This window comes from Luteimonas sp. Soil_C_16, assembly GCF_057657295.1.
Window position 1 is genome coordinate 81,682 of record NZ_JBDGIS010000001.1, and the last position, 26,561, is coordinate 108,242.

General features: G+C 69.2%; 20 protein-coding genes. 10 read left to right on the plus strand and 10 right to left on the minus strand.

Annotated features, from left to right (window positions below; all coding sequences use genetic code 11):
- Positions 1-18: 18 nt before the first annotated feature.
- Complete coding sequence (rhlB, locus tag AC3A5T_RS00445) at positions 19-1,779, minus strand: ATP-dependent RNA helicase RhlB (RefSeq protein WP_487626857.1); 1,761 nt, start codon at positions 1,777-1,779, stop codon at positions 19-21.
- A 203-nt stretch (positions 1,780-1,982) separates the two neighbouring features.
- Between rhlB and trxA the strand changes: the two genes are divergently transcribed.
- Positions 1,983-2,309, plus strand: coding sequence for a thioredoxin (gene trxA / locus AC3A5T_RS00450; RefSeq protein ID WP_232115954.1), 327 nt, complete (start codon positions 1,983-1,985; stop codon positions 2,307-2,309).
- A gap of 213 nt (positions 2,310-2,522) precedes the next feature.
- Positions 2,523-4,322 carry a transcription termination factor Rho gene (gene rho / locus AC3A5T_RS00455; protein ID WP_487626858.1) on the plus strand — a complete coding sequence of 600 codons (1,800 nt, stop codon included), beginning with the start codon at positions 2,523-2,525 and terminating at the stop codon, positions 4,320-4,322.
- 98 nt (positions 4,323-4,420) lie between these two features.
- On the opposite strand, the gene AC3A5T_RS00460 is transcribed toward rho, so the two are convergent.
- From AC3A5T_RS00460 to AC3A5T_RS00485, 6 genes are all read right to left on the minus strand, one after another.
- Positions 4,421-5,188, minus strand: coding sequence for an energy transducer TonB (locus AC3A5T_RS00460; RefSeq protein ID WP_487626859.1), 768 nt, complete (start codon positions 5,186-5,188; stop codon positions 4,421-4,423).
- 50 nt (positions 5,189-5,238) lie between these two features.
- Complete coding sequence (locus AC3A5T_RS00465) at positions 5,239-6,105, minus strand: energy transducer TonB (RefSeq protein WP_487626860.1); 867 nt, start codon at positions 6,103-6,105, stop codon at positions 5,239-5,241.
- 79 nt (positions 6,106-6,184) lie between these two features.
- The gene (locus tag AC3A5T_RS00470; RefSeq protein WP_487626861.1) at positions 6,185-9,487 is read right to left on the minus strand and encodes an ankyrin repeat domain-containing protein; all 3,303 of its coding nucleotides are present in this window, start codon (positions 9,485-9,487) and stop codon (positions 6,185-6,187) included.
- The gene (locus AC3A5T_RS00475) at positions 9,480-9,752 is read right to left on the minus strand and encodes a YcgL domain-containing protein (protein WP_487626862.1); all 273 of its coding nucleotides are present in this window, start codon (positions 9,750-9,752) and stop codon (positions 9,480-9,482) included. The genes AC3A5T_RS00470 and AC3A5T_RS00475 overlap by 8 nt, the downstream gene beginning before the upstream one ends.
- Positions 9,753-9,850: 98 nt before the next feature.
- Complete coding sequence (cydB, locus tag AC3A5T_RS00480; RefSeq protein ID WP_487626863.1) at positions 9,851-10,870, minus strand: cytochrome d ubiquinol oxidase subunit II; 1,020 nt, start codon at positions 10,868-10,870, stop codon at positions 9,851-9,853.
- Positions 10,870-12,267 carry a cytochrome ubiquinol oxidase subunit I gene (locus AC3A5T_RS00485; protein WP_487626864.1) on the minus strand — a complete coding sequence of 466 codons (1,398 nt, stop codon included), beginning with the start codon at positions 12,265-12,267 and terminating at the stop codon, positions 10,870-10,872. Before AC3A5T_RS00485 ends, cydB begins: the two co-directional genes overlap by 1 nt.
- A gap of 182 nt (positions 12,268-12,449) precedes the next feature.
- On the opposite strand from AC3A5T_RS00485, the gene AC3A5T_RS00490 reads away from it, so the two are divergent.
- The 4 genes from AC3A5T_RS00490 to AC3A5T_RS00505 all read left to right on the plus strand — a co-directional run bounded on the left by AC3A5T_RS00490 (position 12,450) and on the right by AC3A5T_RS00505 (position 16,955).
- The gene (locus tag AC3A5T_RS00490; protein ID WP_487627421.1) at positions 12,450-14,810 is read left to right on the plus strand and encodes a S9 family peptidase; all 2,361 of its coding nucleotides are present in this window, start codon (positions 12,450-12,452) and stop codon (positions 14,808-14,810) included.
- A complete protein-coding gene (locus tag AC3A5T_RS00495) occupies positions 14,807-15,283 on the plus strand; it encodes a hypothetical protein (RefSeq protein ID WP_487626865.1) in 477 nt (158 codons plus the stop codon). Before AC3A5T_RS00490 ends, AC3A5T_RS00495 begins: the two co-directional genes overlap by 4 nt.
- Positions 15,284-15,344: 61 nt before the next feature.
- Positions 15,345-16,256 (plus strand): oxygen-dependent coproporphyrinogen oxidase, encoded by a 912-nt coding sequence (hemF, locus tag AC3A5T_RS00500; RefSeq protein WP_487626866.1) that lies wholly within the window; start codon positions 15,345-15,347, stop codon positions 16,254-16,256.
- 18 nt (positions 16,257-16,274) lie between these two features.
- Complete coding sequence (locus AC3A5T_RS00505; RefSeq protein WP_487626867.1) at positions 16,275-16,955, plus strand: RluA family pseudouridine synthase; 681 nt, start codon at positions 16,275-16,277, stop codon at positions 16,953-16,955.
- A 321-nt stretch (positions 16,956-17,276) separates the two neighbouring features.
- Here the strand turns inward: AC3A5T_RS00505 and polA are convergent, their stop codons facing one another.
- Complete coding sequence (gene polA, locus AC3A5T_RS00510; protein WP_487626868.1) at positions 17,277-20,018, minus strand: DNA polymerase I; 2,742 nt, start codon at positions 20,016-20,018, stop codon at positions 17,277-17,279.
- A gap of 106 nt (positions 20,019-20,124) precedes the next feature.
- Here polA and AC3A5T_RS00515 point away from each other — a divergent pair, with 106 nt between their 5' ends.
- Both AC3A5T_RS00515 and AC3A5T_RS00520 read left to right on the plus strand, forming a co-directional pair.
- Positions 20,125-20,421 carry a DUF2782 domain-containing protein gene (locus AC3A5T_RS00515; protein WP_487626869.1) on the plus strand — a complete coding sequence of 99 codons (297 nt, stop codon included), beginning with the start codon at positions 20,125-20,127 and terminating at the stop codon, positions 20,419-20,421.
- A gap of 4 nt (positions 20,422-20,425) precedes the next feature.
- On the plus strand, positions 20,426-21,469 hold the full coding sequence (locus AC3A5T_RS00520) for an oxidoreductase (RefSeq protein WP_487626870.1): 1,044 nt from the start codon (positions 20,426-20,428) through the stop codon (positions 21,467-21,469).
- A 64-nt stretch (positions 21,470-21,533) separates the two neighbouring features.
- Here the strand turns inward: AC3A5T_RS00520 and AC3A5T_RS00525 are convergent, their stop codons facing one another.
- Positions 21,534-23,621, minus strand: coding sequence for a S46 family peptidase (locus AC3A5T_RS00525; RefSeq protein WP_487626871.1), 2,088 nt, complete (start codon positions 23,619-23,621; stop codon positions 21,534-21,536).
- A gap of 183 nt (positions 23,622-23,804) precedes the next feature.
- On the opposite strand from AC3A5T_RS00525, the gene AC3A5T_RS00530 reads away from it, so the two are divergent.
- Both AC3A5T_RS00530 and AC3A5T_RS00535 read left to right on the plus strand, forming a co-directional pair.
- Positions 23,805-24,050 carry a hypothetical protein gene (locus AC3A5T_RS00530; protein ID WP_487626872.1) on the plus strand — a complete coding sequence of 82 codons (246 nt, stop codon included), beginning with the start codon at positions 23,805-23,807 and terminating at the stop codon, positions 24,048-24,050.
- A gap of 98 nt (positions 24,051-24,148) precedes the next feature.
- The gene (locus AC3A5T_RS00535; RefSeq protein WP_232134023.1) at positions 24,149-24,328 is read left to right on the plus strand and encodes a hypothetical protein; all 180 of its coding nucleotides are present in this window, start codon (positions 24,149-24,151) and stop codon (positions 24,326-24,328) included.
- 16 nt (positions 24,329-24,344) lie between these two features.
- Here the strand turns inward: AC3A5T_RS00535 and uvrD are convergent, their stop codons facing one another.
- A complete protein-coding gene (gene uvrD / locus AC3A5T_RS00540; protein ID WP_487626873.1) occupies positions 24,345-26,522 on the minus strand; it encodes a DNA helicase II in 2,178 nt (725 codons plus the stop codon).
- Between the last annotated feature and the right edge of the window lie 39 nt (positions 26,523-26,561).

Here is a 26,561-nt window from a genome sequence, read left to right on the forward strand (position 1 = left end):
GCAGGCCGAGACCAGCGATCAGCGCTTGTCGTCACCCGAGACCAGACGACGCAGGCCGCGACCGATGCGGCTCAGCAGCGACGGCGCCTTGTCCGGTTTCGCAGCCGGTGCCGGACGTTGGGTCGGACGCACTTCGCGCGGTCCCTTGCCGCCGTTGCCCTGCGGCTTCTTCGACGCGTCGACCGCAGCCGTCGCGCCGTTCTGCGGCGATGCGCCCTCGGCGCCTTCGATCTTCTTGCCGGCGCGGCGGCGACGACGCTTGCGCGGCGGACGCGATTCGTCGGGCATCGCCTGCGCCACCGAACCGGCGGCATCGATCACCGGCTGCGTACCCGCGACGGCCGGCGCGGCCGCGGCGGCCTCGCCTTCGACGCGCGGCGGACGCGGCTTGCGCGGTCCGCGCTCGCCACGCCCTTCGCCACTGCCCGCCGAACGCGGACCCCGCGAACCGGGCGCACCACGACCGCCGGCACCCGCACCGCGGCCACCGCCCCGCTTGGCGTCTTCGACGGCGCGCGCCTCGCGCACTTCCTTGAAGATCTCGCTGATGCTCTCGCCGTCCTCGGCATCGAGTTCAATGCCTTCGCGCGGCGCGCGCGGCAGCGCGGTCAGCAGCTCGGAGGTCACCGGCTCGACCGGAATCTTCTGTTCGATGTAGGCCTCGATCTCCGGCAGGCTCTGCGCATAACGCTCGCAGGCGAAGCTGATCGCATCCCCCTCGGCGCCCAGACGCGCGGTGCGGCCGATGCGATGGACGTAGTCCTCGGCATCGAACGGCAGATCGTAGTTGTAGACGTGGCTGACGCCGTCGATGTGCAGACCGCGCGCGGCGACGTCGGTCGCCACCAGCAATTCGAGCTGGCCGGCCTGGAACTTCTTCAGCAGGCTCTCGCGCTTCTTCTGCGGCACGTCGCCCGACAGCACGCCGACCCGGTAGCCTGCCTTCTCCAGCGCCCGCGCCACGCGCTCGATGAACGCCTTGGTGTTGACGAACACCATCGTGCGCGCGCCTTCGCTGCGCGACAGCAGGCCCAGCAGCAGCTGCAGCTTCTCGTCGTCGGCGGGGAAATACATCACCTGCCGGACCTTGGCGTTGGTGATGAACTCGCTTTCGACGACCAGCTTCTCCGGCTCGTTCATGTGCTCGTACGCGAGCTCCAGCACGCGATGGCTCAGCGTCGCCGAGAACAGCAGCGTCTGGCGCTCGGTGCGGATCGGCATGCGACGCAGCAGGAAGCGGATGTCCTTGATGAAGCCGAGGTCGAACATGCGGTCGGCTTCGTCGAGCACGCACATCTCGCAGGCGTGCAGGCTGACCACCTTGTGCTGCTTGACGTAGTCGATCAGGCGGCCGGGGGTCGCGATGATGACGTCGGCGCCTTCGGTGAGGATCTGGCGCTGCTTGTCGTAGTCGACGCCGCCGTAGACCAGGGCGAACTTCAGGCCGAGGTGGCTGCCGAACTTCACCGCGTCCTTGTGGATCTGGATGGCGAGTTCGCGGGTCGGCGCGAGGATCAGCGCGCGCGGGTCTTCCGGCTTGCGGTCGGCCAGGGCCGGCTTCGACAGCAGGCGGTTGATCACCGCGACCAGGAAGGCCAGGGTCTTGCCGGTGCCGGTCTGGGCCTGGCCGGCGACGTCGCGGCCGTTGAGGGCCAGCGGCAGCGTCAGCGCCTGGATCGGCGTGCAGCGGGTGAACCCGGCCTCTTCCAGCCCGGCGAGCAGCGCCGGATGCAGGTCGAAGGACGAGAAGGTGATGTCGGTAAGAGGCTTGTCGCTCATGCGTAGGAAGGTGTCCGGGCGTCGCCGACTTGGAGGGCGCCGCGTGCTTGCGTGGGAGGCAGTCGCGACGGCAGACTGCCTGGGCGCAGGACGCATGGGTCGTCCCGCAGGAGCGCCACCTTGATTCCGGTCGGCGATCCCCCATTTTACATCCATCCCGGCGCCGCTGCTTCGAAGCGCGCCCCAGCCCCCCGGAGCCCCCTGTGACCGACGCCGTCATCCACGCCAGCGATTCCGATTTCGATGCCACCGTGCTGCAGTCCGACGTGCCGGTGCTCGTCGACTTCTGGGCGCCCTGGTGCGGCCCCTGCAAGATGATCGCCCCGGCGCTCGACGAACTGGCGGGCGATTACGCCGGCCGCGCCAAGATCGTGAAGATCGACGTGGACCAGAACCAGGCCACCGCGCTGAAGTACCACGTGCGCTCGATCCCGATGCTGCTGCTGTTCAAGGACGGCCAGGTGCAGGGCACGCAGATCGGCGCCGTCGGCAAGCCGCAGCTCGCCCAGCTGATCGACAAGGCCCTCTGAGGCCCATTCCGACCCCGCGACAGGCCGTCGGAAGACGCCCTGCCGTCTGAACCGACCGCGCGGCCACCGCTTGCCGCCGGTCGGACGCAGTGCTAGGTTTGCCCTGCTCCGGCGTGTGTACCGCGCGCCGCACCCATCTGGCGTCACTCCCGACTGTCCGTTTTCCTGCCGCCGCCCGTCCCGGGCGCTCGCAACCGAGCGAGGATTTTCCGCTTGTCCGACCACACATCCGATCCCGGCACGCCCGAGGGCGACTCCGCCGTGAAGCGCGTGCGCAAGCCGCGCGTGGCCAAGAAGGCCACCGATACCGCCTCTCCCGATTCCCAGTCCCAGTTGCCGTTGGCGACCCAGGACGCCTCCGCACCCAAGGCACCGCCCGCGAGCGCACCGCCGCCGCAGGCGGCCGCGCCGCAGTCCGAAGCGCCGAGGGCGTCGGGCGAGTCCGCACAGGGCGATGCCCCGCGCGGCAACCCGAACAACCAGGGCCAGAACGGCCAGCAGAACGGCGGCCAGCATCATGCCCAGCAGGGCGGCGAGCCGCGCCAGCACGGCGGCGGCCAGCAGCACCAGAACCGCGGCAACAATGGCGGCGGTGGCAACAACAACGAACAGGGCGGCAACAACCGCCGCGACCGGTTCAAGAACCGGCGCGATCGTCCGCGTGGTGGTGGCCGCGATGACGGCCTGCCGCAGGACGGTGGCAACGACCACGTCCAGCGCCTGCCGCCCCCGAACATTCCGGACGGGTTTCCGCAGTACACGCTGAGCGACCTCAAGCGCATGCCGGCGCACAAGCTGCTCGACATCGCCGACCAGCTGTCGATCGAAGGCGTGGCGCGTGCCCGCAAGCAGGACGTGATCTTCGGCCTGCTCAAGGTCCTGACCCGCCACGGCGAGGGCGTCGTCGCCGACGGCGTGCTCGAGATCCTGCCCGACGGCTACGGCTTCCTGCGCGCGGCCGAGGCGAGCTACCTCGCCGGCCCGGACGACGTCTACATCTCGCCCAGCCAGATCCGCCGCTTCAATCTGCGCACCGGCGACCATCTGCTCGGTCGCATCCGCTGGCCGAAGGACGGCGAGCGCTACTTCGCACTGTCGGTCGTCGACACGATCAACGGCGAGCCGCCGGAAGCCAGCAAGGGCAAGGTGCTGTTCGAGAACCTGACCCCGCTGTTCCCGCGCAAGCGTTTCAAGCTCGAGCGCGGCGACGGCTCCAGCGAGGACATCGCCGGCCGCATCCTCGATCTGATGGCCCCGCAGGGCAAAGGCCAGCGCGCCCTGATCGTCTCGCCGCCGAAGGCGGGCAAGACGATGATGATGCAGCAGGTCGCCAGCGCCATCACCTACAACCATCCCGACGTGCACCTGATCGTGCTGCTGATCGACGAACGTCCGGAAGAAGTGACCGAAATGCAGCGCACCGTGCGCGGCGAAGTCATCTCGTCGACGTTCGACGAGCCGGCCGCACGCCACGTGCAGGTCGCCGAAATGGTGATCGAGCGCGCCAAGCGCCTGGTCGAGCACAAGAAGGACGTCGTCATCCTGCTCGACTCGATCACCCGCCTCGCCCGCGCCTACAACAACGTCGTGCCGAGCTCGGGCAAGGTCCTGACCGGTGGCGTGGACGCCAACGCGATGCATCGCCCGAAGCGCTTCTTCGGCGCCGCGCGCAACGTCGAGGAAGGCGGTTCGCTGACCATCATCGCCACCGCGCTCGTCGACACCGGCAGCGCGATGGACAAGGTGATCTACGAAGAGTTCAAGGGCACCGGCAACTCGGAAGTGCACCTCGATCGCCGCATCACCGAGAAGCGCGTCTACCCGGCGATCAACGTCAACCAGTCGGGTACGCGTCGCGAGGATTACCTCATCGAGCCGGACCTGCTGCAGCGCATCTGGATCCTGCGCAAGCTCCTCCATCCGATGGACGAGATCGCCGCGATGGAATTCCTGCTCGACAAAATGAAGACCACGAAGTCCAACGACGAGTTCTTCTCGTCGATGAAGCGCTGACCGGTCCGCCGGCTCCCGCAAAGAAAAGACCCCGCTCGCGCGGGGTCTTTTCGTTTGGGTTTGTCTCCGCGTTCGAAGCGAAGCGGCGTGCGGCAGGCTCAGCCCGCGTCGCGGATGACGAATGCCGATTGCGCAGTGACGACCTGGCCGCCGGCCTGGGCCTGCTCGGCAGCGAGACATTCCGCCGAGCCGGTTTTCGACGCCTGCATGTTCCTCAGCATGTCGCGCGCCTTGCGCGAGCCCGTGTTCGCCACCTCGAGGGTCACCGGCGTGCTGACACGGGTCGTGATCGCCTGACCATCCACCTGTTCCGGCAACGTGCGCATGTCGGCGACCCAGTCGCGCGCCATGCGTTCGAAGGGGGCACGCGTGCGCTCGCGGGTGCCATCCGCGAACTCGACGGCATCCAGGCGCGCGCTGCCGTCGGGCTGCACGGTGTAGTGCACCGTCATGTTCGCCCCCAACCCGCGCCGCGCCGCTTCCACCGGATAACGCGGCGGCGCGGGATACGCCGAGCCGTCCGCCAGGCCCGGACCGTGGCTCCGGTATTCGGCGGCCAACTGCATCTGGTCGCCTGCCGCCGGCACCGCGCAGACGCCGAAGACCACGTAGGTCACACCGCCACGCGGGCGTCCCTCGATCACCGCCGGTTCGAACGCGAGATCGCGCGCACGGGCTTCGACGAAATCGCGAAGACCTTGGGACAGCTTCGGCGACGCTTCGATGTCGGTCGGCTGACCGCGTGCGTCGACGACGACCTTGACCATCGTGGGAAACGCCACGACCTCGGCAGCGTCTCGTGCACTCGCAGGAGCCGCAATCGCGAAGGCGAGAAGACTGCCCGTCAGCAGTATCGAATGTCGCATGGAACCTCCTTGTTCACGCCTTGGGCGTACGGAAAACGGAATCGACGGGCTCAGCCCTGGAACGGCGTCAACAGCTTGAAGCGCGAGGTTTCCGGCGTCATGCCGCCAGCCACCAGGCTGTCGGGGCTGAAGCCCGGCGGCGTCGGGGCGGCCCAGACGGGACGCTGCTGCTGGCCGGGGTGGTAGGCACTCCACTGGCCGTACGCGGCCGCCCGGTCGTCGCCCAGCCTGAAGTCGACGGGCACGCGCACCACCCAGTAATCACGGGTCGTGTCCTCACCCTGCTCGGGCGGGGTGAACGTCCAGTGCTTGAGTGCGTTGTCGATCGCGGTCTTCGACAGGGTGTTGCGGATCATCTGCATCTGTCGCGCATTGCCGAGTGCGGTCAGGTTGACCTGTTCGGCGACGACATCTTCAGCCTTGCCGTCGCGGCCGACCTTCACCAGCAGGTAGACCGTGCCCTTGCCGCCGATCTGCGCGATGTTCATCGGATAGCGCGGCGGACGCAGGTCGGCGCGACGCACGCTGGTGCGATCGGAATCAGAATATTCCTCGCCGAAGTGCGCACTGGCGATGCGCACGTGCATGTTGCCTTCGCTGTCGCCGACCGGCGTCGCGACCAGGCGCACGCTCATCTTCGCGCGTGCGAGCACGGGGGCGCCGTCGACGAGCACCGGTTCGAACCGCAGCGCCGGAATCGCGCGCTCGATCAGGTCGACGGCATGCGCCGGCAGTTTGTCCGGCTGGTCGAACGCGTGACCAGTGACCTTGCCCTCGCGATCGATGTCGACGTGACCCGTCACCAGCATGGAGGCTTCGACTTCCTGGCGCGCCTGACGCGCGCTCTGGGCATCGGCGACGGGCGTGGCGCCCGCGAGAAACGCGAGGGCGAGCAACGCGGAGAGCGTGCGGTTCATGGATGCTTCCTGCAGAGGACCGGGCCCCGACTGTGCCGTCTCCGGCAGCAAGGAACAAGCCCGGGCAGACCCCGGGTCCTCAGCGCTGCTCGCGCAGGAACCGCGCCATCGACACGCCGTCGCCGCTCTGGGCGGGGGCGAATTCGGCGGCGACGTCGATGAAGCCGCGCATCACCGCGACCTCGCGCGGGGTGCGGTTGAGGGTGTCGCGCAAGTCGGGGTCGGCGCCGGCGCGCAGCAGCCGACGGGCCAGGCGCAGCTGGCCGTGCAGGCCGGTCAGGTGCAGCGGGCCGAAGCCACGCTGGTCCTGCGAATCGAGCGAGACACCTTCGTCGAGAAGCTGTTCCATCGCCGCCAGCACCACGTCCTCGTCGCAGGCGGTACCGGGTTCGGCGCGGGCACCGAGCAGCAGCAGCAACGGGGTGACGCCGCCGGCCGCGGGCGCATCGACTTCTGCGCCGGCCAGCAATAGGGTGTCGAACAGCGCGAGCAGACGCGGCCGGTCGCGCGAGGTGAAGCCGTACAGCGCGGCGCAATGCAGAGGCGTCAGGCCCTGCGCATCGGTGGCGTGGATGTCGGCACCGGCGGTCAGCAGACGCGCGGCGAGATCGGGCAGACCGAGCGCTGCGGCGAGCATCAGCACGCTGACTTCGCCCGGCAGGCGCTGGTCGAGCGAGACACCGGAGGTCAGCAGACGATCGACAACCTCGGCGTGCCGCATGCTGACCGCCGCCGACAGCGGCGTCGCGCCGGACTGCGCGGCGCGCGCGGCATCGGCATCACGCGACAGCAGCAGCTCGACGACGTCGCGATGCCCGCCACCGGCGGCGCGCAGCAGCGCGGTGCAGCCCTGCGCGTCCACGGTGTCGACCGGGAAACCGAGATCCAGCAGGCGGCGCACGGCTTCGGCATCGCCGGCATTCGCGGCGGCCGGCAGATCGGCCGGTTCCAGCGCGCGACGCGGCAGCTTCCAACCGCGCCAGTCGAGCCAGTCGGCGAGATCGCGGCGACCGGCGGACAGGGCGACGCCCAACGGCGTCTGGCCGTCGGCGGCGCAGGCCGCCGGCGAGGCGCCATGCCGCACGAGCACCTTCAGTGCGCCTTCGCGGCCGAGCGCGGCGGCGAGATGCAGCGCGGTCATGCCGCGGGCGTCGCGAGCATCGAGGTCCACGCCGTGACCGACCAGGCGCTCGATCAGCCGCAACCAGCCCAGCCGGACGGCGAGCGACAGCGGCGGATCGCCGGCGGACGACGGCGCGAAGGGATCGGCGCCACGCGCCAGCAGGTCGAGCGCGAACGTCTCGTAAGCGCGTGCGGCCTGGTCGTCATCGCTGCAGGCGGCGAGATAGCGCGCGAGCGTGCCGGCGCCACCGGGCGACGCACCGTGGCGCAGCAGCGCCTGCAGGATCGGCAGATGTTGCGGGGCCGAGGCCAGCAGCGCGCACAGCGGCGGCGCGCCGGTGTCATCGGCCACTTCGACGTCGGCGCCCTGCGCGAGCAGCCATTCGATGCGGTCCAGCGACGGCGGCATCTCGGGATCGAGCAGCAGCCCGCCGAGATCGCGCGCGCCGAGCAGGCGCAGCAGCGGGCCCTGATCGTCGAAGCGGCCTTCGCGCAGGCTCGCGCGCAACAACAGGACCGGCGTGCGGTCGCTGGCGACGGCGCCGTCTTCGTCATCGCCGATGCCGATGTTGGCCGGCAGCGGGTAGTCGGGATCGAGCAGACGCACCAGCGTCCAGCGACCGGTCTCGGCGGCGCGGTCGACCGGCTTGCGACCCTCGGCATCGGCCACATCGGCCGGCACGCCGAGTTCGAGCAACCGCTGCAGCAGCGCGGCCGACGGCAGCTCCGCGGTGCAGGCCAGCATCACCGCATTGCGCCCCGCGACGTCGACCGCGGCGACATCGGCGTGTCCGGCCAGCAACGCTTCGAACGCGGACAGGCGACCGGCGCGTGCGGCTTCGAGCAGCGGCGTGCGGCCGTCGTTGTCGCGACCGCGCACGTCGGCGCCGGCGCCGAGCAGCGCGGCGAGAATGTCGTCGTGCCCCTGGAAAGCCGCCACATGCAGCGCGCTGCGACGCAGCGCATCGCGCGCATCCACGCGGGCCTTGTGCTTGAGCAGCAACTGCACGCCGGCGGCATCGTCCTCGTCGCCGCCGGCCGCGGCCAGCAGCGCAGGCGTGCCGCCGTCGACCTCGGCGCGCGCGCCGCGCTCGAGCAGGAACTTCGCCAGCCGCCAGTTGCCGACCGCGCAGGCCATGCCGAGCGGCGTCAGGCCGTCGTGGTTGCGCGCTTCGAGTTCGGCCGCGGCATCGCGCAGCAGCGCGGCGACGCCGGGATCGGAACTGCGCGCGGCCAGATGCAGCGGCGTATTGCCTTCGTGATCGGTGATCCGCGGATCGGCGCCATTGGCCAGCAGGGTCATCACCGCGTCGGGGCGGCCGTGCCAGCTGTCGCGGGTCGCGGCCAGCAGCGGCGTCATGCCGGCATGGGCGGTATTGACGTCGACGCCGCGCGCGATCAGTTCACGCAGCAGACGCAGATCCGGCAGCACCGCGGCCAGTACCGGCAGGCTGCGCTGGTCGCGATCGTCGACCGCCGGCAGCACGCGCACGTCGGCGCCGGCTTCGATCAGCGCCAGTGCGCGATCGACGCGACCGGCGCGCGCGGCGGCGTAGAGCGCGACATCGGGCGCCGCGTCGAGCGGTTCTTCCGACAACGCGACCGCGGGATCGCCCTGCATCTCGACGATCTGGATCGGCAGCGCCGCAGGCGGCGCGAGCCGTTGCAGCACGGCATGCAGGCCCAGCGAGGCGAGCACGGCGATGATCGCCAGCCCCGCGCGCGGGCCGATGCCGCCGGCCGGCAGCCAGGCCGGCATCAGCACCAGGGCGACGATCGCCGCCACGCACAGCGCTGCGCCGACGCCGCGCCAGTTGCCGGTCTCGCGCTCCGACAGCGCGCGCCAGTGCGTACGCAGGTCGCCGCCGTCGCGCTCGATCGCGTGCCACAACGGCCAGGTGCGCCAGAAGCCGATGACCGCGAGACCGACCGCGACACTCAACGCGAGCGCCGCGCCGAGTTCACCGCCCTGCCGCAACGCGGACAGCGGCCAGGCGACCAGCGCCGCGGTCGCGACCGTGGCACCGCCCCAGGCGCCGGCCAGCGACAGCAGATCGGTCCGGAGCGTCGCGCCCGCGGGGACGGCGCGCGTGCGCCAGCCGCGGACGACCAGCGCGAATGCCGGCTGTGCGAGCGCGCCGGCGACGGCGGCGAGCGGACCGCCGACGAGCGTCAGCGCAGCCAGCGCGATGCCGGCCAGAAGCACGAGGATCAGGGAACGGGCGAACGCGGACGACGGCCGCTGCGCGGACTCAGGCATCGGTGCCCCAGTCCTCCGTCAGTGGATCGTGGACCAGCCGCGGCGGCATCTGCAGATGGAATTTCTGCGTGCGCAGCTTCTCGCGCACCAGCGCGGCATCCTCGCGCGCGAGTTTGCGCTCGGGCGTCAGCGCCACATCGAGCACGAAGCTCAGTTCGCCCAGCTGCGCGCGCACCGGATCGGGCAGGACGTCGAACGCGTCGCGCTCGGCGAGGTACACGTAGGTGTCCGCCTTGCGCTGGCTTTTGTAGACGTAGGCGTGCATGGCCGAAGAACCGCGGAAACACGCTCGATTGTGCGGCAAAACCCCGGGCTTGGGTATTGCGGCAGGCGAGGCGAACACCGCGTGCGTCGACACCGTGTTCAGTGATAGCCCGCGTCGGCGGCCACCTTGCCGCGGAACACGCGGTACGACCACGCGGTGTACCCCAGGATCAACGGCAGCAGCACCACCAGCCCGGCCAGCACGAAGCCCTGCGACGACGGCGGCGATGCCGCCTCCCAGATGCTCAGCGACGGCGGCACGATGTTCGGCCACATGCCGAGCACCAGGCCGAGGAAGCCGAGCCCGAAGAAGCTCAGCGTCAGCAGGAACGGGCGCGCATCCCGGCCCTCGCGCATCGCGGCGCGCCACAGCCAGATGGCATTGACCAGCGCCAGCACCGGCACCGGCGACAGCCACCAGAAATGTCCGTTCTCGAACCAGCGCGCCATGATCTGCGAGTCCAGAAACGGCAGCCATGCGCTGACCAGGCCCATGAAGGCCGCGACCACCAGCACCAGCGGCCGGGTCAGCGTGCGCGCCATCTGCTGCAGCCGGCCTTCGGTTTTCAGGATCAGCCAGCCGCTGCCGAGCAGCGCGTAACCGAACACCACCGCGGCGCCGGTCAGCATCGAGAACGGGCTGAACCAGTCCAGCGCGCCGCCGGCGTACTTGCCCTCTTCCAGCGCCATGCCCTCGACCAGCGCGCCGAGGATCACGCCCTGCGCGAACGCGGCGAGCAGCGAGCCCAGCGCGAACGCGACACCCCAGAAGCGCTTGCCGCGCTGCGCCTTGAAGCGGAACTCGAACGCGACGCCGCGGAACACCAGTGCGATCAGCATCAGCAGCACCGGCAGATACAGCGCCGACAGCACGATCGCGTAGGCGCGCGGAAACGCTGCCAGCAGACCGGCACCGCCGAGCACCAGCCAGGTTTCGTTGCCGTCCCAGATCGGCGCGGCGGTCGTCATCATGTGGTCGAGCTGCTCGCTGTCTTCGGCGAACGGCGCCAGCACGCCCAGGCCCAGTACGAAGCCGTCGAGCAGCACGTACATCAGCACGCCGAAGCCGATCACGCCGAACCAGATCACCGGCAGCACGGTCTGCAGGTCGAGGTCCATCAGTCGTCTCCCACCGGGCCGTCGGCCGCCGAGATCGGCCGCATCGGCGTGCGCTCGCCCGCGTCGTGGTCGGGGCCGTCGTCGAAGGGCTGCGGGCCCTTGCGGATCATCTTGAGGATGTAACCACCGCCGGCGCCGAACACCACGGCGTAGGCGATGACGAAGGCGGTGAGCGACACAATGACGCTGGTGCGGTCGATGTCGCTGACCGCATCCGCGGTGCGCAGCAGGCCCTGGATCGCCCACGGCTGGCGGCCGATCTCGACGACGAACCAGCCCGCCAGCACCGCGATGAAGCCGCTCGGCGCCATCAGCCGCCAGGTGTTCAGCAGCCACTTCGATTCGAACAGCCAGCGCCGGCGCCACGCCCACAGCGAGACGACGGTGAGCAGCAGCATCGCCATGCCGATGCCGACCATGACCCGGAACGCGTAGAACACCGGCGCCACCGGCGGCCGTTCGTCGCGTGGCACCGCGGTCAGCGGCGCGATCGTGCCGTCCCAGCTGTGGGTGAGGATCACGCTGCCGAGTCGCGGGATCGCGATCTCGAAATCGTTGCGTTCCTCGGCGACGTTGGGCACCGCGAACAGCACCAGCGGCACGCCTTCGCCGGGCGCGCTCTCGTGCCAGTGCGCCTCCATCGCCGCGAGCTTGACCGGCTGCACTTCACCGGTCTTCAGACCATGCAGATCGCCGACGAAGATCTGCAGCGGCACGGTGATCGCCGCGAACGCGACCGAGAGCTTGAGCATCCGCGTCGCGGCATCGACGTGTTCGCCGCGGCGCAGATACCAGGCCGCCACGCCGCCGATGACGAAGCACGTGGTGATGAACGCCGCCAGCGCCATGTGCGCCAGCCGGTACGGAAACGAGGGATTGAAGATGATCGCCATCCAGTCGGCCGGATGGAACACGCCGTCGATCAGCTCATAGCCCGCCGGCGTGTGCAGCCAGCTGTTGGCCGAGAGGATCCAGAACGTCGAGATCAGCGTACCCACGGCGACGAGACACGTCGACAGGAAATGCAGCTTCTCCGACACCCGGCCCCAGCCGAACAGCATCACGCCGAGGAAGCTCGCCTCGAGGAAGAACGCCGTCAGCACTTCGTAGCTCAGCAGTGGCCCGAGGATGTTGCCGGCCGCGATGCTCAGCGCCGACCAGTTGGTGCCGAACTGGAAGCTCATGACGATGCCCGACACCACGCCCATGCCGAACGACACCGCGAAGATCCGCATCCAGAAGAAATACAGCTCGCGCCACACCGGATCGCGCGTGCGCAGCCAGCGGAATTCCAGGAACGCCAGCCAGCTCGACAGGCCGATCGTGAAGGCCGGAAACAACACGTGGAACGAGATCACGAATCCGAACTGGATCCGCGACAGCAGCAGGGCGTCCAAGAAGGGCTCCGGTGGGGCGGCGCGCCACGAGTCTGCGGGCGCGCGCGTGAAAGCGGGATGCGGCACGGCGTCGCGCGACATCGCGTCGCGCCCCGACCATGACCTTCGCCAGAGCGGCCCGGGCAGCGGCGCCCGTTACACTTCGGCTTCTTTTCGCTTCATGGGACCGTCGAATGCGTCGACTGCCGTTGAGCTGGGTGCTCGCCTGCGCCCTCGTGTCTCCCGCCGCCCTGGCGCAACCGTCGCAGCCGCTGACGATGGAGCGGATCATGGCCGATCCGGACTGGATCGGCGCGCCGGTCGAGGGCGCGTGGTGGCGCTGGGATGGCCAGGCGGCGTACTACACCCGCAAGCGCGAGGGCAGCAGCGTCCGCGAAACCTGGCAGCAGCCGCTCGCAGGCGGTGCGTCGACCCGCGTCGAAGACGGCGCCCGCGCCGACCTCGATGCGCAGAACCCGATCACCGATGCCACCGGCACGCGCATGGCCTTCCTGCGCAATGGCGATCTGTTCGTGCGCGATCTGCGCACCGGCGCGCTGACCCAGGTCACGCGCACCGAAGCGCCGGAAGCACAGCCGCAGTGGTCCACGACCGGCGGTCTGGTCTGGCGCGCCGGCAACGACTGGTTCGGCTGGGACGCGCAACGCGGCACCACGCAGCTGGCCAGCCTCAAGGCCGAGGACGATCCGGCCAAGCCGCCGAAGGACGACGACCTGCGCGACCGTCAGCTGCGCATGATCGAAACGCTCCGCGTCGAGCGCGACCGCCGCGACGGCCTGCGCACGCAGAACGAGGCCTGGCGCCGCAGCGACGCGACACGCGCGCCCGGCCCGGTGTTCCTCGGCAAGGACGTCACGATCGCCGGCAGCGCGCTGTCGCCGGCGGGCGACCGGCTGATCGTCGTCACCACCGCCAAGAGCGGCGATGAAGGGCGCGAAGGCAAGATGCCGCGCTACGTCACCGAATCGGGCTACGAGGAATTCGAGGACGTGCGCACGCGCGTCGGCCGCAACGATCCGCTGCCGCACACGCTGTGGCTGGTGGACGTGGCCAGCGGCCAGGCGCGCGAGCTCAAGACCGACACCCTGCCCAGCATCGGCACCGATCCGCTGGCCGATCTGCGCCGCGCGGCCGGCAAGGACGCACTCAAGGGCAATCGCCCCGTGCGTCTGGAACTCGACGGCCGCGGCGGTGGCGGCGGTGCGATCCGCTGGAGCGACGACGGTCGCAGCGTCGCGCTGTCGATCCACTCGGTTGACAACAAGGACCGCTGGCTCGCCACTGTCGATCTGTCCGGCGCGACGCTGCAGAATCGCGACCGCCTGACCGACGCCGCGTGGATCAACTGGGATTTCAACGAGTTCGGCTGGCTGCCCGACAACCGCACGCTATGGTTTCTGTCGGAAACCTCCGGCTACTCGCATCTGTATCTCAACGACGGCGGCCGCTCGCGCGCGCTGACCTCGGGCCAGTGGGAAGTGTCTTCGCCGGTGATGTCGCGCGACGGCAGCCGCTTCTTCTTCCTGTGCAACCAACAGTGGCCGGGTCGTTACGAGGTGTGCAGCGCGAATGGCGGCACCGTCAGCGAACTCACGAAGACCGGCGGCATCGAGGACTTCGCGCTGTCGCCCGACGAGACCCGCCTGCTGCTGCGCACCTCCAGCAGCTACACGCCGGCGCAGCTCGCCGTCGCCGATGTCGCCGGTGGCGAAGTGCGCGTGCTTACCGACACCCGCACGGCCGAGTTCAAGGCCCACGACTGGCTGCAGCCCGAGTACGTGCAGATTCCATCCAAGCACGGCGCCGGCACGGTCTGGGGCAAGTTCTATGCGCCGGAGAATTACGAGCCGGGCCGCAAGTATCCGGTCGTGCTGTTCGTGCACGGCGCCGGCTACCTGCAGAACGTCAGCGACCGCTACCCGAACTACTTCCGCGAACAGATGTTCCACAACCTGCTGGTGCAGCAGGGTTACATCGTGCTGGATCTCGATTTCCGCGCGTCCGCCGGCTACGGCCGCGACTGGCGCACGGCGATCTACCGGCAGATGGGCCACCCGGAACTCGAGGATTACCTCGACGGCATCGACTGGCTGGTCGACAACCACCAGGCCGACCGCGACCGCGTCGGCATCTACGGCGGCAGCTACGGCGGCTTCATGACCTTCATGGCGCTGTTCCGCGAACCCGGCGTATTCAAGGCCGGCGCCGCGCTGCGCCCGGTCACCGACTGGTCGCAGTACAACCACGCCTACACCGCCAATATCCTCAATACGCCGGACATCGATCCCGAGGCGTACCTGAAGTCCTCGCCGATGGAATATGCCGACCGCCTGCAGGACAACCTGCTGATCGCGCACGGCATGATCGACGACAACGTGTTCTACAAGGACTCGGTGATGATGGCCCAACGCCTGATCGAGCTGCGCAAGGACAAGTGGGAACTGGCGAGCTACCCGCTCGAGCGCCACGCCTACCAGCACCCGGCCTCGTGGTACGACCAGTACCGCCGCATCTACGAGCTCTTCGAGCGCACGCTGAAATGACCGCGCCCGGCCCGTTGCCGGCGGTCGAGCTGCTGCGGCCGTCGCCGTGGAAGATGCTCGCGCTGCTGGCGATTTGCGCCGGGTTCGTGTGGATGGCGGTCGTCATCGGCGAGCGCCATCTGCTGATCGCGTGGCTGTGCGGTGGATTCTTCGGGCTGTGCGCGCTGGTCGCACTGGTGTCGCTGTTGCCCGGCGCGAACCACCTGCGGCTCGATGCCGATGGCATCGAACTGCGCTCGCTGTTCCGGGTCACCCGCTGGGGCTGGCGCGACGTCGTGCGTTTCGGCCCGACACGCGTCGGCCTGCACACGATGGTCGGCATCGATTTCGCCGACCACGTGGATGCCGCGGCACGCCTGCGCCGCGTCAATCGCGGACTGACCGGCTTCGATGGCGCCCTGCCCGACACGTTCGGACACAAGGCGTCCGTCCTCGCGGCGAAGCTGGAAACCTGGCGCCAGGCACACGCCTGAGCACAGCGCCGCATCGACCGGGATCCATGCCGCCACATCGGGGCCGCCTACAATGCGGGCCATGAATGATTTCGACACCGTCCGCGATTACCTGACCGGCCTGCAGGACCGGATCTGCCATGCGATCGAAGGCGCCGACGGCCGCGCCCGTTTCGTCGAAGACCTGTGGCAGCGCGCAGAAGGCGGCGGGGGTCGCACCCGCATCCTGCGCGACGGCGCGGTGTTCGAGCAGGCCGGCATCGGCTTTTCCGATGTCTCCGGCACGGCCCTGCCCCCGTCGGCCAGTGCCAACCGTCCGGAACTCGCCGGCGCCTCGTGGCGCGCCTGCGGCGTGTCGCTGGTGTTCCATCCCCACAATCCGCACCTGCCGACCACGCACGCCAACGTGCGCCACTTCCGCGCCGTGCGCGACGGCGAGACCGTGGCCTGGTGGTTCGGCGGCGGCTTCGATCTGACGCCGTTCTACCCGGTCGACGAGGACGTGCTGCACTGGCACCGCACCGCGCGCGATCTGTGCGAACCCTTCGGCGGACAGGCGCGCTACGACGCGCACAAGCGATGGTGCGACGACTATTTCTTCCTCAGGCACCGCAACGAGACGCGCGGCGTCGGCGGCTTGTTCTTCGACGATCTGCATGGCGATTTCGACACCGACTTCGCCTACATGCGCGCAGTCGGCGACGGCTTCCTCGATGCCTATCTGCCGATCGTCGAGCGCCGCACGCACACGCCGTACAGCGAGGCGGAGCGCGAGTTCCAGCTGTATCGCCGCGGGCGCTACGTCGAGTTCAACCTGGTCTACGACCGCGGCACGCTGTTCGGCCTGCAGTCGGGCGGACGCGCCGAATCGATCCTGATGAGCCTGCCGCCGCGCGTGCGCTGGGAATACGGCTTCACCCCGGCGGCCGGCAGTGACGAATCGCGTCTGGCCGGCTACCTGCACCCGCGCGACTGGCTCGCCGAGCTGGCCTGAACACGCCGGATCGAGCCGGTGACCGCATTCGATGACGCCACGCAGCCAGTTCCCGAATTGGGCGGCCTGCGCCTGCTGCATGTCGATGACGCCCTCTTGGCATTCGACAAGCCCAGCGGCCTGCTGTCGGTGCCTGGCCGCGGCGCGGACAAACAGGACTGCCTCGCGACCCGCGCCCTGGCGCAGTGGCCGGATGTGCGCGTCGTGCATCGACTGGATCAGCCGACCTCGGGCGTCATCGTGCTGGCGCGGAACGCAGAGATGCAGCGCGCGCTCGGCGATGCCTTCGCCGAACGTCGCGTCGACAAACGCTACGTCGCCATCGTCGATGGCTGGCCCGACGCCGATGCCGGCACGATCGATCTGCCCCTGCAGGCCGACTGGCCGAACCGGCCGCGGCAACAGGTCGACCGCATCAGCGGCAAGCCCGCGCTGACCGGCTGGCAGGTCCTGTCGCGTACGCAGACTGCAGAGGGCGCGCCCTGCACCCGCCTGGCGCTGATGCCCGAAACCGGTCGTACGCACCAGCTGCGCGTGCATCTGCAGGCGATCGGTCATCCGATCCTCGGCGATGCGCTGTACGCCACAGCCGAGGTGCAGGCGCGCGCGACGCGCCTGTTGCTGCACGCGGAATCGCTGACGCTCGAGCATCCGGCGACCGGCGCATCGCTGCACATCGACTGCCCGGCGCCGTTCTGACGATGGGCTTCGCCCGCGAAGCCGATACGACATCCGCGCGACGAATTCCGGACATAAAAAAGCCCCGCAGGCAGGGGGGGCCTACGGGGCTCGGGGAACCGGGCGCGGGGAGACGCCTGATGGTTCCGGTCGATCACTCCAGGGGAAGGAAGCGATCTGGCGACAGACCTTGCATCTGTCGAGGGACATAAGACCATTCCGTGGATGGATGGATCGTGAAGATTCCGGTTAATTTTCTGTTGGATTCAGGCCGCATTTACTCGCATGTCGCGCAGATTGCGGCGTCGCCACACACGGCACATTTCGCCGACGAAACGCGGATCAATGCGCCTCGTCCCAGTTGTCGCCGATGCCGCTGTCGACGACCAGCGGCACCCGCAGTTCGCCTGCGCGGGTCATCCGGGTCACGACCTCCGACAACAGCGTGTCGACGAAATCCAGATCCGCTTCGAACACCAGTTCATCGTGCACCTGCAGAATCATCTTCGCGCGGTCCGCGTGATCGGCGATCCAGCTGTCGATCGTGATCATCGCGCGCTTGATGATGTCGGCCGCGGTGCCCTGCATCGGCGCGTTGATCGCGGCGCGCTCGGCGCCGGCGCGCTGCGAGGGATTGCCCTTCTGGATGAAATCCAGCGTCAGCCGCCGGCCGAACACCGTCCCGACGTAACCGGTCTCGCGCGCCTGCAGCCGGGTGCGGTCCATGAAGTCGCGCACGCCCGGATACCGCGAGAAGTACAGCGCGATGTAATCCTGCGCCTCGCCGCGGCCGATGCCGAGATTGCGCGCCAGACCGAAGGCACTCATTCCGTACATCAGGCCGAAGTTGATCGCCTTGGCCGCGCGGCGCTCGTTGCCCGTGACCTCGTCCAGCGGGCGGGCGAAGACTTCGGCCGCGGTCGCGCGGTGGATGTCGACGCCGGATTCGAACGCACGCACCAGACCCGGATCCTCCGACAGATGCGCCATGATCCGCAGCTCGATCTGCGAGTAGTCGCAGGCGATCAGCTTGCGGCCCGGCGGCGCGACGAAGGCGCGGCGGATGCGGCGGCCGTCGTCGGTGCGGATCGGAATGTTCTGCAGGTTCGGATCCGACGACGACAACCGCCCGGTCGCCGCGCCCGCCTGGTGATAGCTGGTGTGCACGCGACCTGTGTCGGGATTGATCATCTCCGGCAGCTTGTCGGTATAGGTGCTGCGCAGCTTCGCGAGTCCGCGGTATTCCAGGATCACCCGCGGCAGTTCGTGCTGGTCGGCGATCGCCTCCAGCGCTTCCTCGTTGGTGCTCGGCTGGCCCTTGGGCGTCTTGACGACCGCCGGCAGCTTCAGCTCGTCGAACAGCAAGGCGCCGAGCTGCTTGGGCGAATCGAGGTTGAAGGTGCGGCCGGCGAGTTCGGTCGCCTTCTGCTGCGCGGCGAGCATGCGCTTGGACAGGTCCGCGCTCTGCCGGCGCAATTCGTCGGCATCGACGCGCACGCCGTTGGCCTCGATGCGCGCGAGCACCGGCACCAGCGGCATCTCGATGTCGGCGTACACGCGTGCCAGACCCGCATCGGCCTCGATCCGCGGCTTCATGACCCGATGCAGCCGCAGGGTGATGTCGGCATCCTCGGCGGCGTATTTCGACGCATCGTCGATGGCGACCTGCGAGAACGAGATCTGCTTGGCGCCCTTGCCGGCGACGTCCTCGAACTTGATCGTCTCCATGCCCAGATGACGCTTGGCAAGCGAGTCGAGATCGTGGCGGGCGATGCCGGCGTCGAGCACGAAACTTTCGAGCAGCGTGTCGTCGGCGTAGCCGCGCACCTCGACGCCGTGTCGGCGCAGCACGTGGATGTCGTACTTGCCGTGCTGGCCGAGCTTGCGCTTCGCCGGGTCTTCGAGGACGCCGCGCAATGCATCGAGCACCAGCGCGCGATCCAGCTGCGCCGGTGCGCCGGGATAGTCGTGGCCGACGGGAATGTAGGCGGCGCGGCCGGGCTCGATCGCGAAGCTCAGACCGACCAGGCCCGAGCGCATCGCGTCCAGCGCGTCGGTCTCGGTGTCGAACGCGAACGCGTCGGCGGCCTGCAGCTGCGCAACCCAGGCATCGAGCTGTTCGCGCGTCGTGACCGTCTCGTACTCGCCCGGCACCGACAGCGCGGGATCGAGCGTCGACGGCGGCGCGGGCATCGTGACCGCGGCAGTGCCTGCGGGCGCCGCACCCGTCTCGCCAGCGGCGGCGTCGAGATCCTTCAAGGCCTGGCCGAAGCCGTAACGCGCGTACAGCACGCGCAGCGCATCCACCGCGCGCGGGCGCAGGATCAGGGTCTCGGGCCCGCCGTCGAGCGCGACATCGGTCTTGATCGTCGCCAGCTCGCGGCTTAGCGGCAGCTGGTGCAGCGCCTCACGCAGGTTCTCGCCGATCTTGCCCTTGATGTTGTCGGCGTTCGCGATCACGCCATCGAGCGATTCGTACTCGGTCAGCCACTTCGCCGCGGTCTTGGGTCCGCACTTCGGCACGCCGGGAATGTTGTCGATGCTGTCGCCCATCAGCGCGAGCAGGTCGACGATCTGGTCGGCGCGGACGCCGAACTTCTCGACCACGGCCGCGTCGCTGTCCATGCGGCTGCCGCTCATCGTGTTGACCAGGGTCACGCGCGGGCGCACCAGCTGGGCGAAATCCTTGTCGCCGGTGGAGATCGTCACCTCGATGCCGGCGTCAGCGGCCTGCAGCGCCAGCGTGCCGATCACGTCGTCGGCCTCGACGCCCGCAACGCGCAGGATCGGAAAGCCCAGCGCCTCGACGATCGTGCACATCGGTTCGACCTGCGCCTGCAGTTCGTCGGGCATCGGCGGACGGTTGGCCTTGTACTGGTCGTAGAGATCGTCGCGGAAGGTCCTGCCGGGCGCATCGACGACGAACGCCGCGAAGTCCGGCGCTTCCTTCAGCGTCGCGCGCAGCATGTTGACGATGCCGAACAGCGCGCCGGTGGGTTCACCGTCGGCATTGCTCAGCGGCGGCAGCGCGTGGAACGCGCGATACAGGTACGAGGACCCGTCGATCAGGATGAGGCGTTTCATGCCGTCGATTCTACCGCCGCGCCCCGCGCAGCCCGTGAGACGCATCACCCCGTGGCGATCCCCCGCCCCGCATACTGGCCGCCCTTCGTCCGCGCCGGAGTTCGCCATGCACAGGTTCCGCACCGCCCTGCTCGCCACCGCCCTGCTGGGCCTGTCCGCCTGTGCGACCAGTGGCGGTTCCGGCCTGCCCGAAGGCGTGCCCGCCGATGCCGAGCAGGTGACCCGCACCGAGTCCAACGGCGACCAGATCACCGAGTACCGCATCGCCGGCCAACTGCGCGCGGTGCAGGTCGTGCCTTCGCGCGGTCCGGCGTACTTCCTCTACGACCGCGACGGCGACGGCAGCATCGACGGTGACCGCGACGACGTGCCGCAGACCTATTTCAAGCTGTTCGGCTGGTAAGTCCGTGGGCGAGGCGCTGCGCGTCGCGCTGGTCGGCTACGGACTCGCCGGCCGCGTGTTCCATGCGCCGCTGATCCGGGCGACGCCCGGACTCGCGCTGCACACCGTCGTGTCCAGTGACACGGGCAAGGTCCACGCGGACCTGCCCGACGTGCGCGTGGTCGGTGATCCGCAGCGCGCCTTCGCCGACCCCGCGATCGATCTGGTCGTCATCGCTTCGCCCAATGTCACGCACGCGCCGCTGGCCATCGCGGCGCTGCAGGCCGGCAGGCATGTGGTCGTCGACAAGCCGTTCGCGATCGATCTGGCGCAGGCGCGGACGGTCGCCGCGGCGGCCAAGCCGAGTGACCGGCTGCTCGCCGTGTTCCACAACCGTCGCTGGGATGCCGATTTCCTCGCGCTGCGCGCGCTGCTCGAAGCCGGCACGCTCGGCGAGATTGCCGAAGTGCATTCGCATTTCGACCGGTTCCGCCCCACCGTGCCCGACCGATGGCGTGAACGCGCAGGCCCGGGCGCCGGACTGTGGCTGGATCTGGGCCCGCATCTGGTCGATCAGGCCCTGCAGTTGTTCGGCGTGCCGGAAGCGGTGCAGGCCGACATCGCGATCCAGCGCAGCGGTGCGGAGGTCGATGACTACGTCCATGTGGTCCTGCGCTATCCGCGGCTGCGGGTGATCCTGCATGCCGGCGCGCTGGTGCCAGGCGCGGGCATGCGCTTCGCCGTGCACGGCACGGGCGGCAGCTGGTTCAAGCACGGGCTCGATCCGCAGGAAGCCGCGTTGCGCGCAGGCGGCGTGCCGGGCGGGGAGCACTGGGGCGTCGATCCAGCACCCGGCCGGCTGCTGCGCGTGGACGCCGACGGCGCGCTGCGCGATGCACCATCGCCGGCACCTGCGGGCGATTACCGCGCGTTCTATGCCGGCATCCGCGATGCGATCCGCGACGGTGCCCCGCCGCCGGTCACGCTCGACGAAGCACTCGATGTCATGCGCGTGCTGCAGGCGGGCATCGACAGCGCGGCGAACGGGCACGTCGTGGCACTGACGTAGACACATATGCGAACGGCGCCCCGAATCCGGGACGCCGTCCGTGTGACGCACGCGCGGAACGCGATCAGTTCTGCAGCAGCTCACCCACCAGCGCGTCGGCGCCGTAGACCGATTTCAGCGACTCGATGATCGCCGCGCTGTGCACCGACACCGTGCGGTTGAGCTTGGGGTCGTACCAGAAGCTGCCGCCCAGCGAATGGATGTTGCCGTCGAATGCGAGGCCGATGACCTGCGCGTCGCGGTTGATCACCGGGCTGCCGGAGTTGCCGCCGATGATGTCGTTGGTGCTGACGAAGTTGAAACGCGTGTCCCGGGCGATGCGGCCTTCCGCGTCCAGCCAGCGCTTCGGCAACGCGTACGGCTCGGCGCCGGTGTTGCGCGCGAACACGCCGCCCATCGTCGTGAACGGTTCGATCGCCTTGCCGTTCTCTTCCCAGCCGGCCACGTCGCCGTAGGACAGGCGCAGAGTGAAGGTCGCATCCGGATACACCGTGGTGCCGAGCTTCTCGAAGCGCACCTTGGCGATCTGCATGGCGGCGCGCGATTCGATCGACGCCACCTCCGACTCCTGCCGCTGGCGCACCGTGCGCGCCGGCGCATCCACCGCGCGGGCCAGGCGGATGAAGGGATCGTCCGAGGCTTCGATCGCCGCGGCGCCGCCGTTCCACAGACGCTCGCGCTCGGCGACGTCGGCGAGCTTCGAGCCTTCGACGAGCGCCTTGGCGACCTGCGCCGGCGACTGCGTGCCGAGCACGGCCTTCACCAGCGGATCATCGGTACCCAGCAGTTCGCGGAACTTGGTCAGCGACCAGGTCAGCTTGGCGATCTCGAACTCGGGATACACCGGCGCCTTGCTCAGCAGGGTCTGGCGCAGGCGGCCCTGGCCGGCGTCCTGGAACTCGGGCAGGCGTGCGTCGTTGGCCTTCGCGCGCTCGGTGCCGCCGCGCACCAGCGTGCGGGCGATACCGAACAGGCGCGAGTCGAAACCACGGCCCTGCTCGAGCAGCATGTACGGCACGGCGAGCTGCCGCGCGACGACCTGCGCCGCTTCCACCTCGTTCCACGGCGCCGCGTCCACGCCCTCGCGCAGACGCGCTTCCCCGGCACGCTTGCCGGCGAACACCTGCGGGTCGAGCAGCGCCTGCAGCTGGCCGCGGAACACCTTGTAGCTGTTGTCGGTGAAGGTCAGGTCCGACTGCGCCTGGCGCGTGGCTTCCTCGTTGACGCGGCCGTACTGGCCGAGCATCGCGCGGCGCTCGGCCAGCCACAGCAGGTTGTTGATCAGGCTGACGTCACGCACGGTTTCCAGCTGCGCGACGGTGAGCTGGCGCTGGGTGCGGCCCGGGTGGCCGGTGACCATGACCAGTTCGCCCGGCTCGGCGCCTTCGGGCTTGAGCGTGAAGTGGTGTTCGACGTTCGCCGGCTTGCCGTCCTCGTAGGCGCGCAGCAGCGCGGCGTCGAGGTTGTAGCGCGGGAAATTGAAATTGTCGGGATCGCCGCCGAAGAAGCCGACCGAATACTCGGGCGTGAACACCAGGCGCACGTCGGAATAGCGGTGGTAGCGGTAGAGATGCTGCTGGCCGCCGTTGTAGAGCTCGACGACGTCGCAACGCGTCTTCGCTTCATCGTCGCCGACGCATTCCGATTCGATGCGGCTCTTCTCGGCATTGCGCGCATCCACGTAGGCCTGGCCCTGCTTGCCTTCGGCCGCGCTGGCCAGCCGTCCGCTGACGTCGGTGATCGCGCGCAGCACGTTGAGTTCCTCGGCCGGGCACTGCAGTTCCTCGCCGCGTGCATCGGCGACGAAACCGTCGTTCTGCAGATCGCGCTGCGGCGAGGACAGACCCTGCACGCAGCCGACGACGCAATGCGCATTGGTCAGCACCAGACCGTCGGGCGACACGAACGAACCCGAACAGCCACCGGCGAGGCGCACCGAGGACTGCATCGCGTGGTCCACCCACGCCTGGTCGGGCGTGAACTGGTACTGCGCCTGCAACTGGGCCTTGGGCAGATTGTCGAGCGTCCACATGCCTTCGGCGGCGAATGCGGCGGGCACCCCTGCAAGGGCGAACAACCCGCCGACCGTCGCGACGAGGCGCGTGCGTGTCCGGGGGCGGAATGGGACGGGCGTGGAAGCGGCGGACGCCATGGAATCTCCAGTCGAAGCGGCCGCGTCGCGGCCGAAGGCCGCCCAGCGTACGCGCACGCGTCCCGTCGGGCGTGTCCGGAAGGTCATGGTCAGGCATGCCGGTTTGGTCTACACGCCGCATTCACGTACGATCGGTGCGCGCGCGACACACGGAGGGCTGTCGCCAGTCCTCCGAGGAGCCCGATGCACCACCCCGACCGCCGCAAACCCGATCATCCGGACGCCGCCGCACTCCGCGCCGGGCTCACGCCTGCGCAGACCAGCGCGATCGCGACACTCGAACAGTTCGGCTGGACCCTGCGCTTCGTGCGCCGTCCGCTGTTCCGCGACCCGGTGCCGGTGCTGTTCGAGAAGAACGGCAGCCGCTGGATCGTCGTCGATGGCGACGGCACGCTCGACGAAAGCCAGAGCTTCGAAATCCGCGACTGACGCCCGCCGGCCGACGCTGCCGGCGGTTCAGCTGAATGCGCACGACCGTCACGACAGGACCGCTAGCATCCGGCCGTCTTCCACGACAGGAGCGGCCGATGTCTTCGTTTTCCATCTACCTCGTGGGCATGGCCGTGCTGATCGGCGGACTTGCCTACGGCGCCCACCTCGCCGGCCTCGCGCCGCAATGGATCGCCGTCGGCGTCATCGTGCTGCTGGGCCTGGGCATCGTGAAGGCGGTCTCGCGCACGCGGCGTCCGGATCCGCCGTCCGCCTGATCGACGGGCGGCGGCGTCAAGCCGGCTGCAGGTTCGCGTAGGCCAGCACCAGCCACTTGCTGCCGGCATCGTCGAAATTGACCTGCACGCGTGCATGCGCGCCGTCGCCTTCGATGTCGGTGACGGTGCCGCTGCCGAACTTCACGTGGGTGACGTTCTGGCCCAGACGCACGCCGACCGACGGTGCGAGGCTGGCGTGGCCGAAATCGCGCTGGCGCTGCGGGAACGAGGCGCGCGTGGGCTGCGCCTTCGGCCGCACTTCGTGCAGCAGCACCGGCGGGATCTCGCGCAGGAAGCGTGACGGCACGCCGAACATGTCCTGGCCGTGCAGACGCCGCGCTTCGGCGTAGGTCAGCACCAGTTTCTGCCGCGCGCGGGTGATGCCCACATAGGCGAGCCGGCGCTCTTCCTCCAGGCGCCCGCTTTCCTCGGCGGTACGCGCGCTCGGGAACAGGCCCTCCTCCAGACCGACCAGGAACACCAGCGGAAATTCGAGCCCCTTGGCGCTGTGCAGCGTCATCAGCTGCACCCCGTCCTCGCCGGCCTGGGCCTGGCTTTCGCCGGCTTCCAGCGAGGCGTAGGCGAGGAACGCGACCATCTCGGTCAGCTGCGCGCTCTCTTCGTCGTCGCCGCGCACGAAGCGCGAGGCCACCGACACGAGTTCGTCGAGATTCTCGACCCGCGAATCCGCGCTGCCCTTCGATTCGTTGGCGTAGTGCACGCGCAGGTTCGAGCGCGCCAGCACGTGGTCGATCTTGTCCTTCAACGTCAGCTCGGCCAGCTCGACCGACAGCTGATCGATCAGCTGCGCGAACCCGGCCAGCGCGTTGCGCGCGCGGCCGGCGAGCACATTGCCCTGCGCGCTGCGGATCGCCGATTCCCACAACGGAATGCCTTGCGCGCGCGCCTGCTGACGCACCTCGTCGAGCGTGCGCTCGCCGATGCCGCGCGGCGGCGTGTTGACCGCACGCTCGAACGCCGCGTCGTCGTCGCGGTTGGCGACCAGACGCAGATAGGCCAGCGTGTCCTTGATCTCGGCGCGTTCGAAGAAGCGCACGCCGCCGTAGACGCGGTAGGGCACCTGTTCGGCGACAAGCTGTTCTTCCATCGCGCGCGACTGCGCATTGCTGCGGTAGAGGATCGCGATGTCGCCGTGCGAACCGCCATCGCGCACCCACTGCAGCGCGCGCTCGACAACGTAACGCGCCTCGTCGATCTCGTTGTAGGCCGCGTACAGATCGATCGGATCGCCCTCGCCGCTGTCGGTCCACAGCTGCTTGCCGAGGCGCTCGGGGTTGTGCGCGATCACCGCGTTGGCGGCGCCGAGAATGTTGGCGCTCGAGCGGTAGTTCTGTTCGAGACGGATCGTCTCCGCGCCCGGATAGTCGCGCAGGAAGCGCTGCACGTTCTCGACCTGGGCGCCGCGCCAGCCGTAGATCGCCTGGTCGTCGTCGCCAACCACGAACACCTTGCCGGTGTCGCCGGCGAGCACGCGCACGAAGGCGTACTGGATGACATTGGTGTCCTGGAATTCGTCGACCAGCAGATGGCCGAAGCGCTGCCGGTAGTGCGCGAGCAGCGCCGGCGTATCGCGCAGCAGTTCATGCGCGCGCAGCAGGATCTCGGCGAAGTCGACCAGGCCTGCGCGGTCGCAGCGTTCCTGGTAGAGCGCGTAGGCCTTGCGCATGACGTCCGACCATTCGTCGGCGCCGTCCTGGATGTGCTGCGGGCGGCGGCCCTCGTCCTTCTGCGCGTTGATCCACCAGGCGATCTGACGCGGCGGGAAGCGCGCATCGTCGAGTTCGAGCTGCTGCACGACGCGCTTGACCAGACGCAGCTGGTCGTCGCTGTCGAGGATCTGGAAGCTCTCGGGCAGCTTCGCATCCTGCCAGTGCAGGCGCAGCAGGCGATGGGCCAGGCCGTGGAACGTGCCGATCCACATGCCGCGTGCGCCGCTGCGCAGCTGCGCATCGACGCGATGGCGCATCTCGGCTGCGGCCTTGTTGGTGAAGGTGACGGCGAAGATCCCGTGCGCGGGCACGCCGACGACCTCGTTCAGCCACGCGATCCGGTGGGTGAGCACGCGGGTCTTGCCGCTGCCGGCGCCGGCGAGGACGAGATAGTGGGCATCGGGCGCGGAGACAGCCTGACGCTGGGCGGCATTGAGGCCGTCGATGAGGTGTGACACATCCATCGCCGCATTCTACGCGGTCGCCGTCGCCGGCTCTGCGAC

What these genes read in the sequence shown, in the direction of transcription:
- rhlB (WP_487626857.1), bottom strand. Translation starts at nt 1,779, where the DNA reads ATGAGCGACAAGCCTCTTACCGACATCACCTTCTCGTCCTTCGACCTG.
- AC3A5T_RS00460 (WP_487626859.1), bottom strand. Translation starts at nt 5,188, where the DNA reads ATGCGACATTCGATACTGCTGACGGGCAGTCTTCTCGCCTTCGCGATT.
- AC3A5T_RS00465 (WP_487626860.1), bottom strand. Translation starts at nt 6,105, where the DNA reads ATGAACCGCACGCTCTCCGCGTTGCTCGCCCTCGCGTTTCTCGCGGGC.
- AC3A5T_RS00470 (WP_487626861.1), bottom strand. Translation starts at nt 9,487, where the DNA reads ATGCCTGAGTCCGCGCAGCGGCCGTCGTCCGCGTTCGCCCGTTCCCTG.
- AC3A5T_RS00475 (WP_487626862.1), bottom strand. Translation starts at nt 9,752, where the DNA reads ATGCACGCCTACGTCTACAAAAGCCAGCGCAAGGCGGACACCTACGTG.
- cydB (WP_487626863.1), bottom strand. Translation starts at nt 10,870, where the DNA reads ATGGACCTCGACCTGCAGACCGTGCTGCCGGTGATCTGGTTCGGCGTG.
- AC3A5T_RS00495 (WP_487626865.1), top strand. Translation starts at nt 14,807, where the DNA reads ATGACCGCGCCCGGCCCGTTGCCGGCGGTCGAGCTGCTGCGGCCGTCG.
- hemF (WP_487626866.1), top strand. Translation starts at nt 15,345, where the DNA reads ATGAATGATTTCGACACCGTCCGCGATTACCTGACCGGCCTGCAGGAC.
- polA (WP_487626868.1), bottom strand. Translation starts at nt 20,018, where the DNA reads ATGAAACGCCTCATCCTGATCGACGGGTCCTCGTACCTGTATCGCGCG.
- AC3A5T_RS00515 (WP_487626869.1), top strand. Translation starts at nt 20,125, where the DNA reads ATGCACAGGTTCCGCACCGCCCTGCTCGCCACCGCCCTGCTGGGCCTG.
- AC3A5T_RS00525 (WP_487626871.1), bottom strand. Translation starts at nt 23,621, where the DNA reads ATGGCGTCCGCCGCTTCCACGCCCGTCCCATTCCGCCCCCGGACACGC.
- AC3A5T_RS00530 (WP_487626872.1), top strand. Translation starts at nt 23,805, where the DNA reads ATGCACCACCCCGACCGCCGCAAACCCGATCATCCGGACGCCGCCGCA.
- AC3A5T_RS00535 (WP_232134023.1), top strand. Translation starts at nt 24,149, where the DNA reads ATGTCTTCGTTTTCCATCTACCTCGTGGGCATGGCCGTGCTGATCGGC.
- uvrD (WP_487626873.1), bottom strand. Translation starts at nt 26,522, where the DNA reads ATGGATGTGTCACACCTCATCGACGGCCTCAATGCCGCCCAGCGTCAG.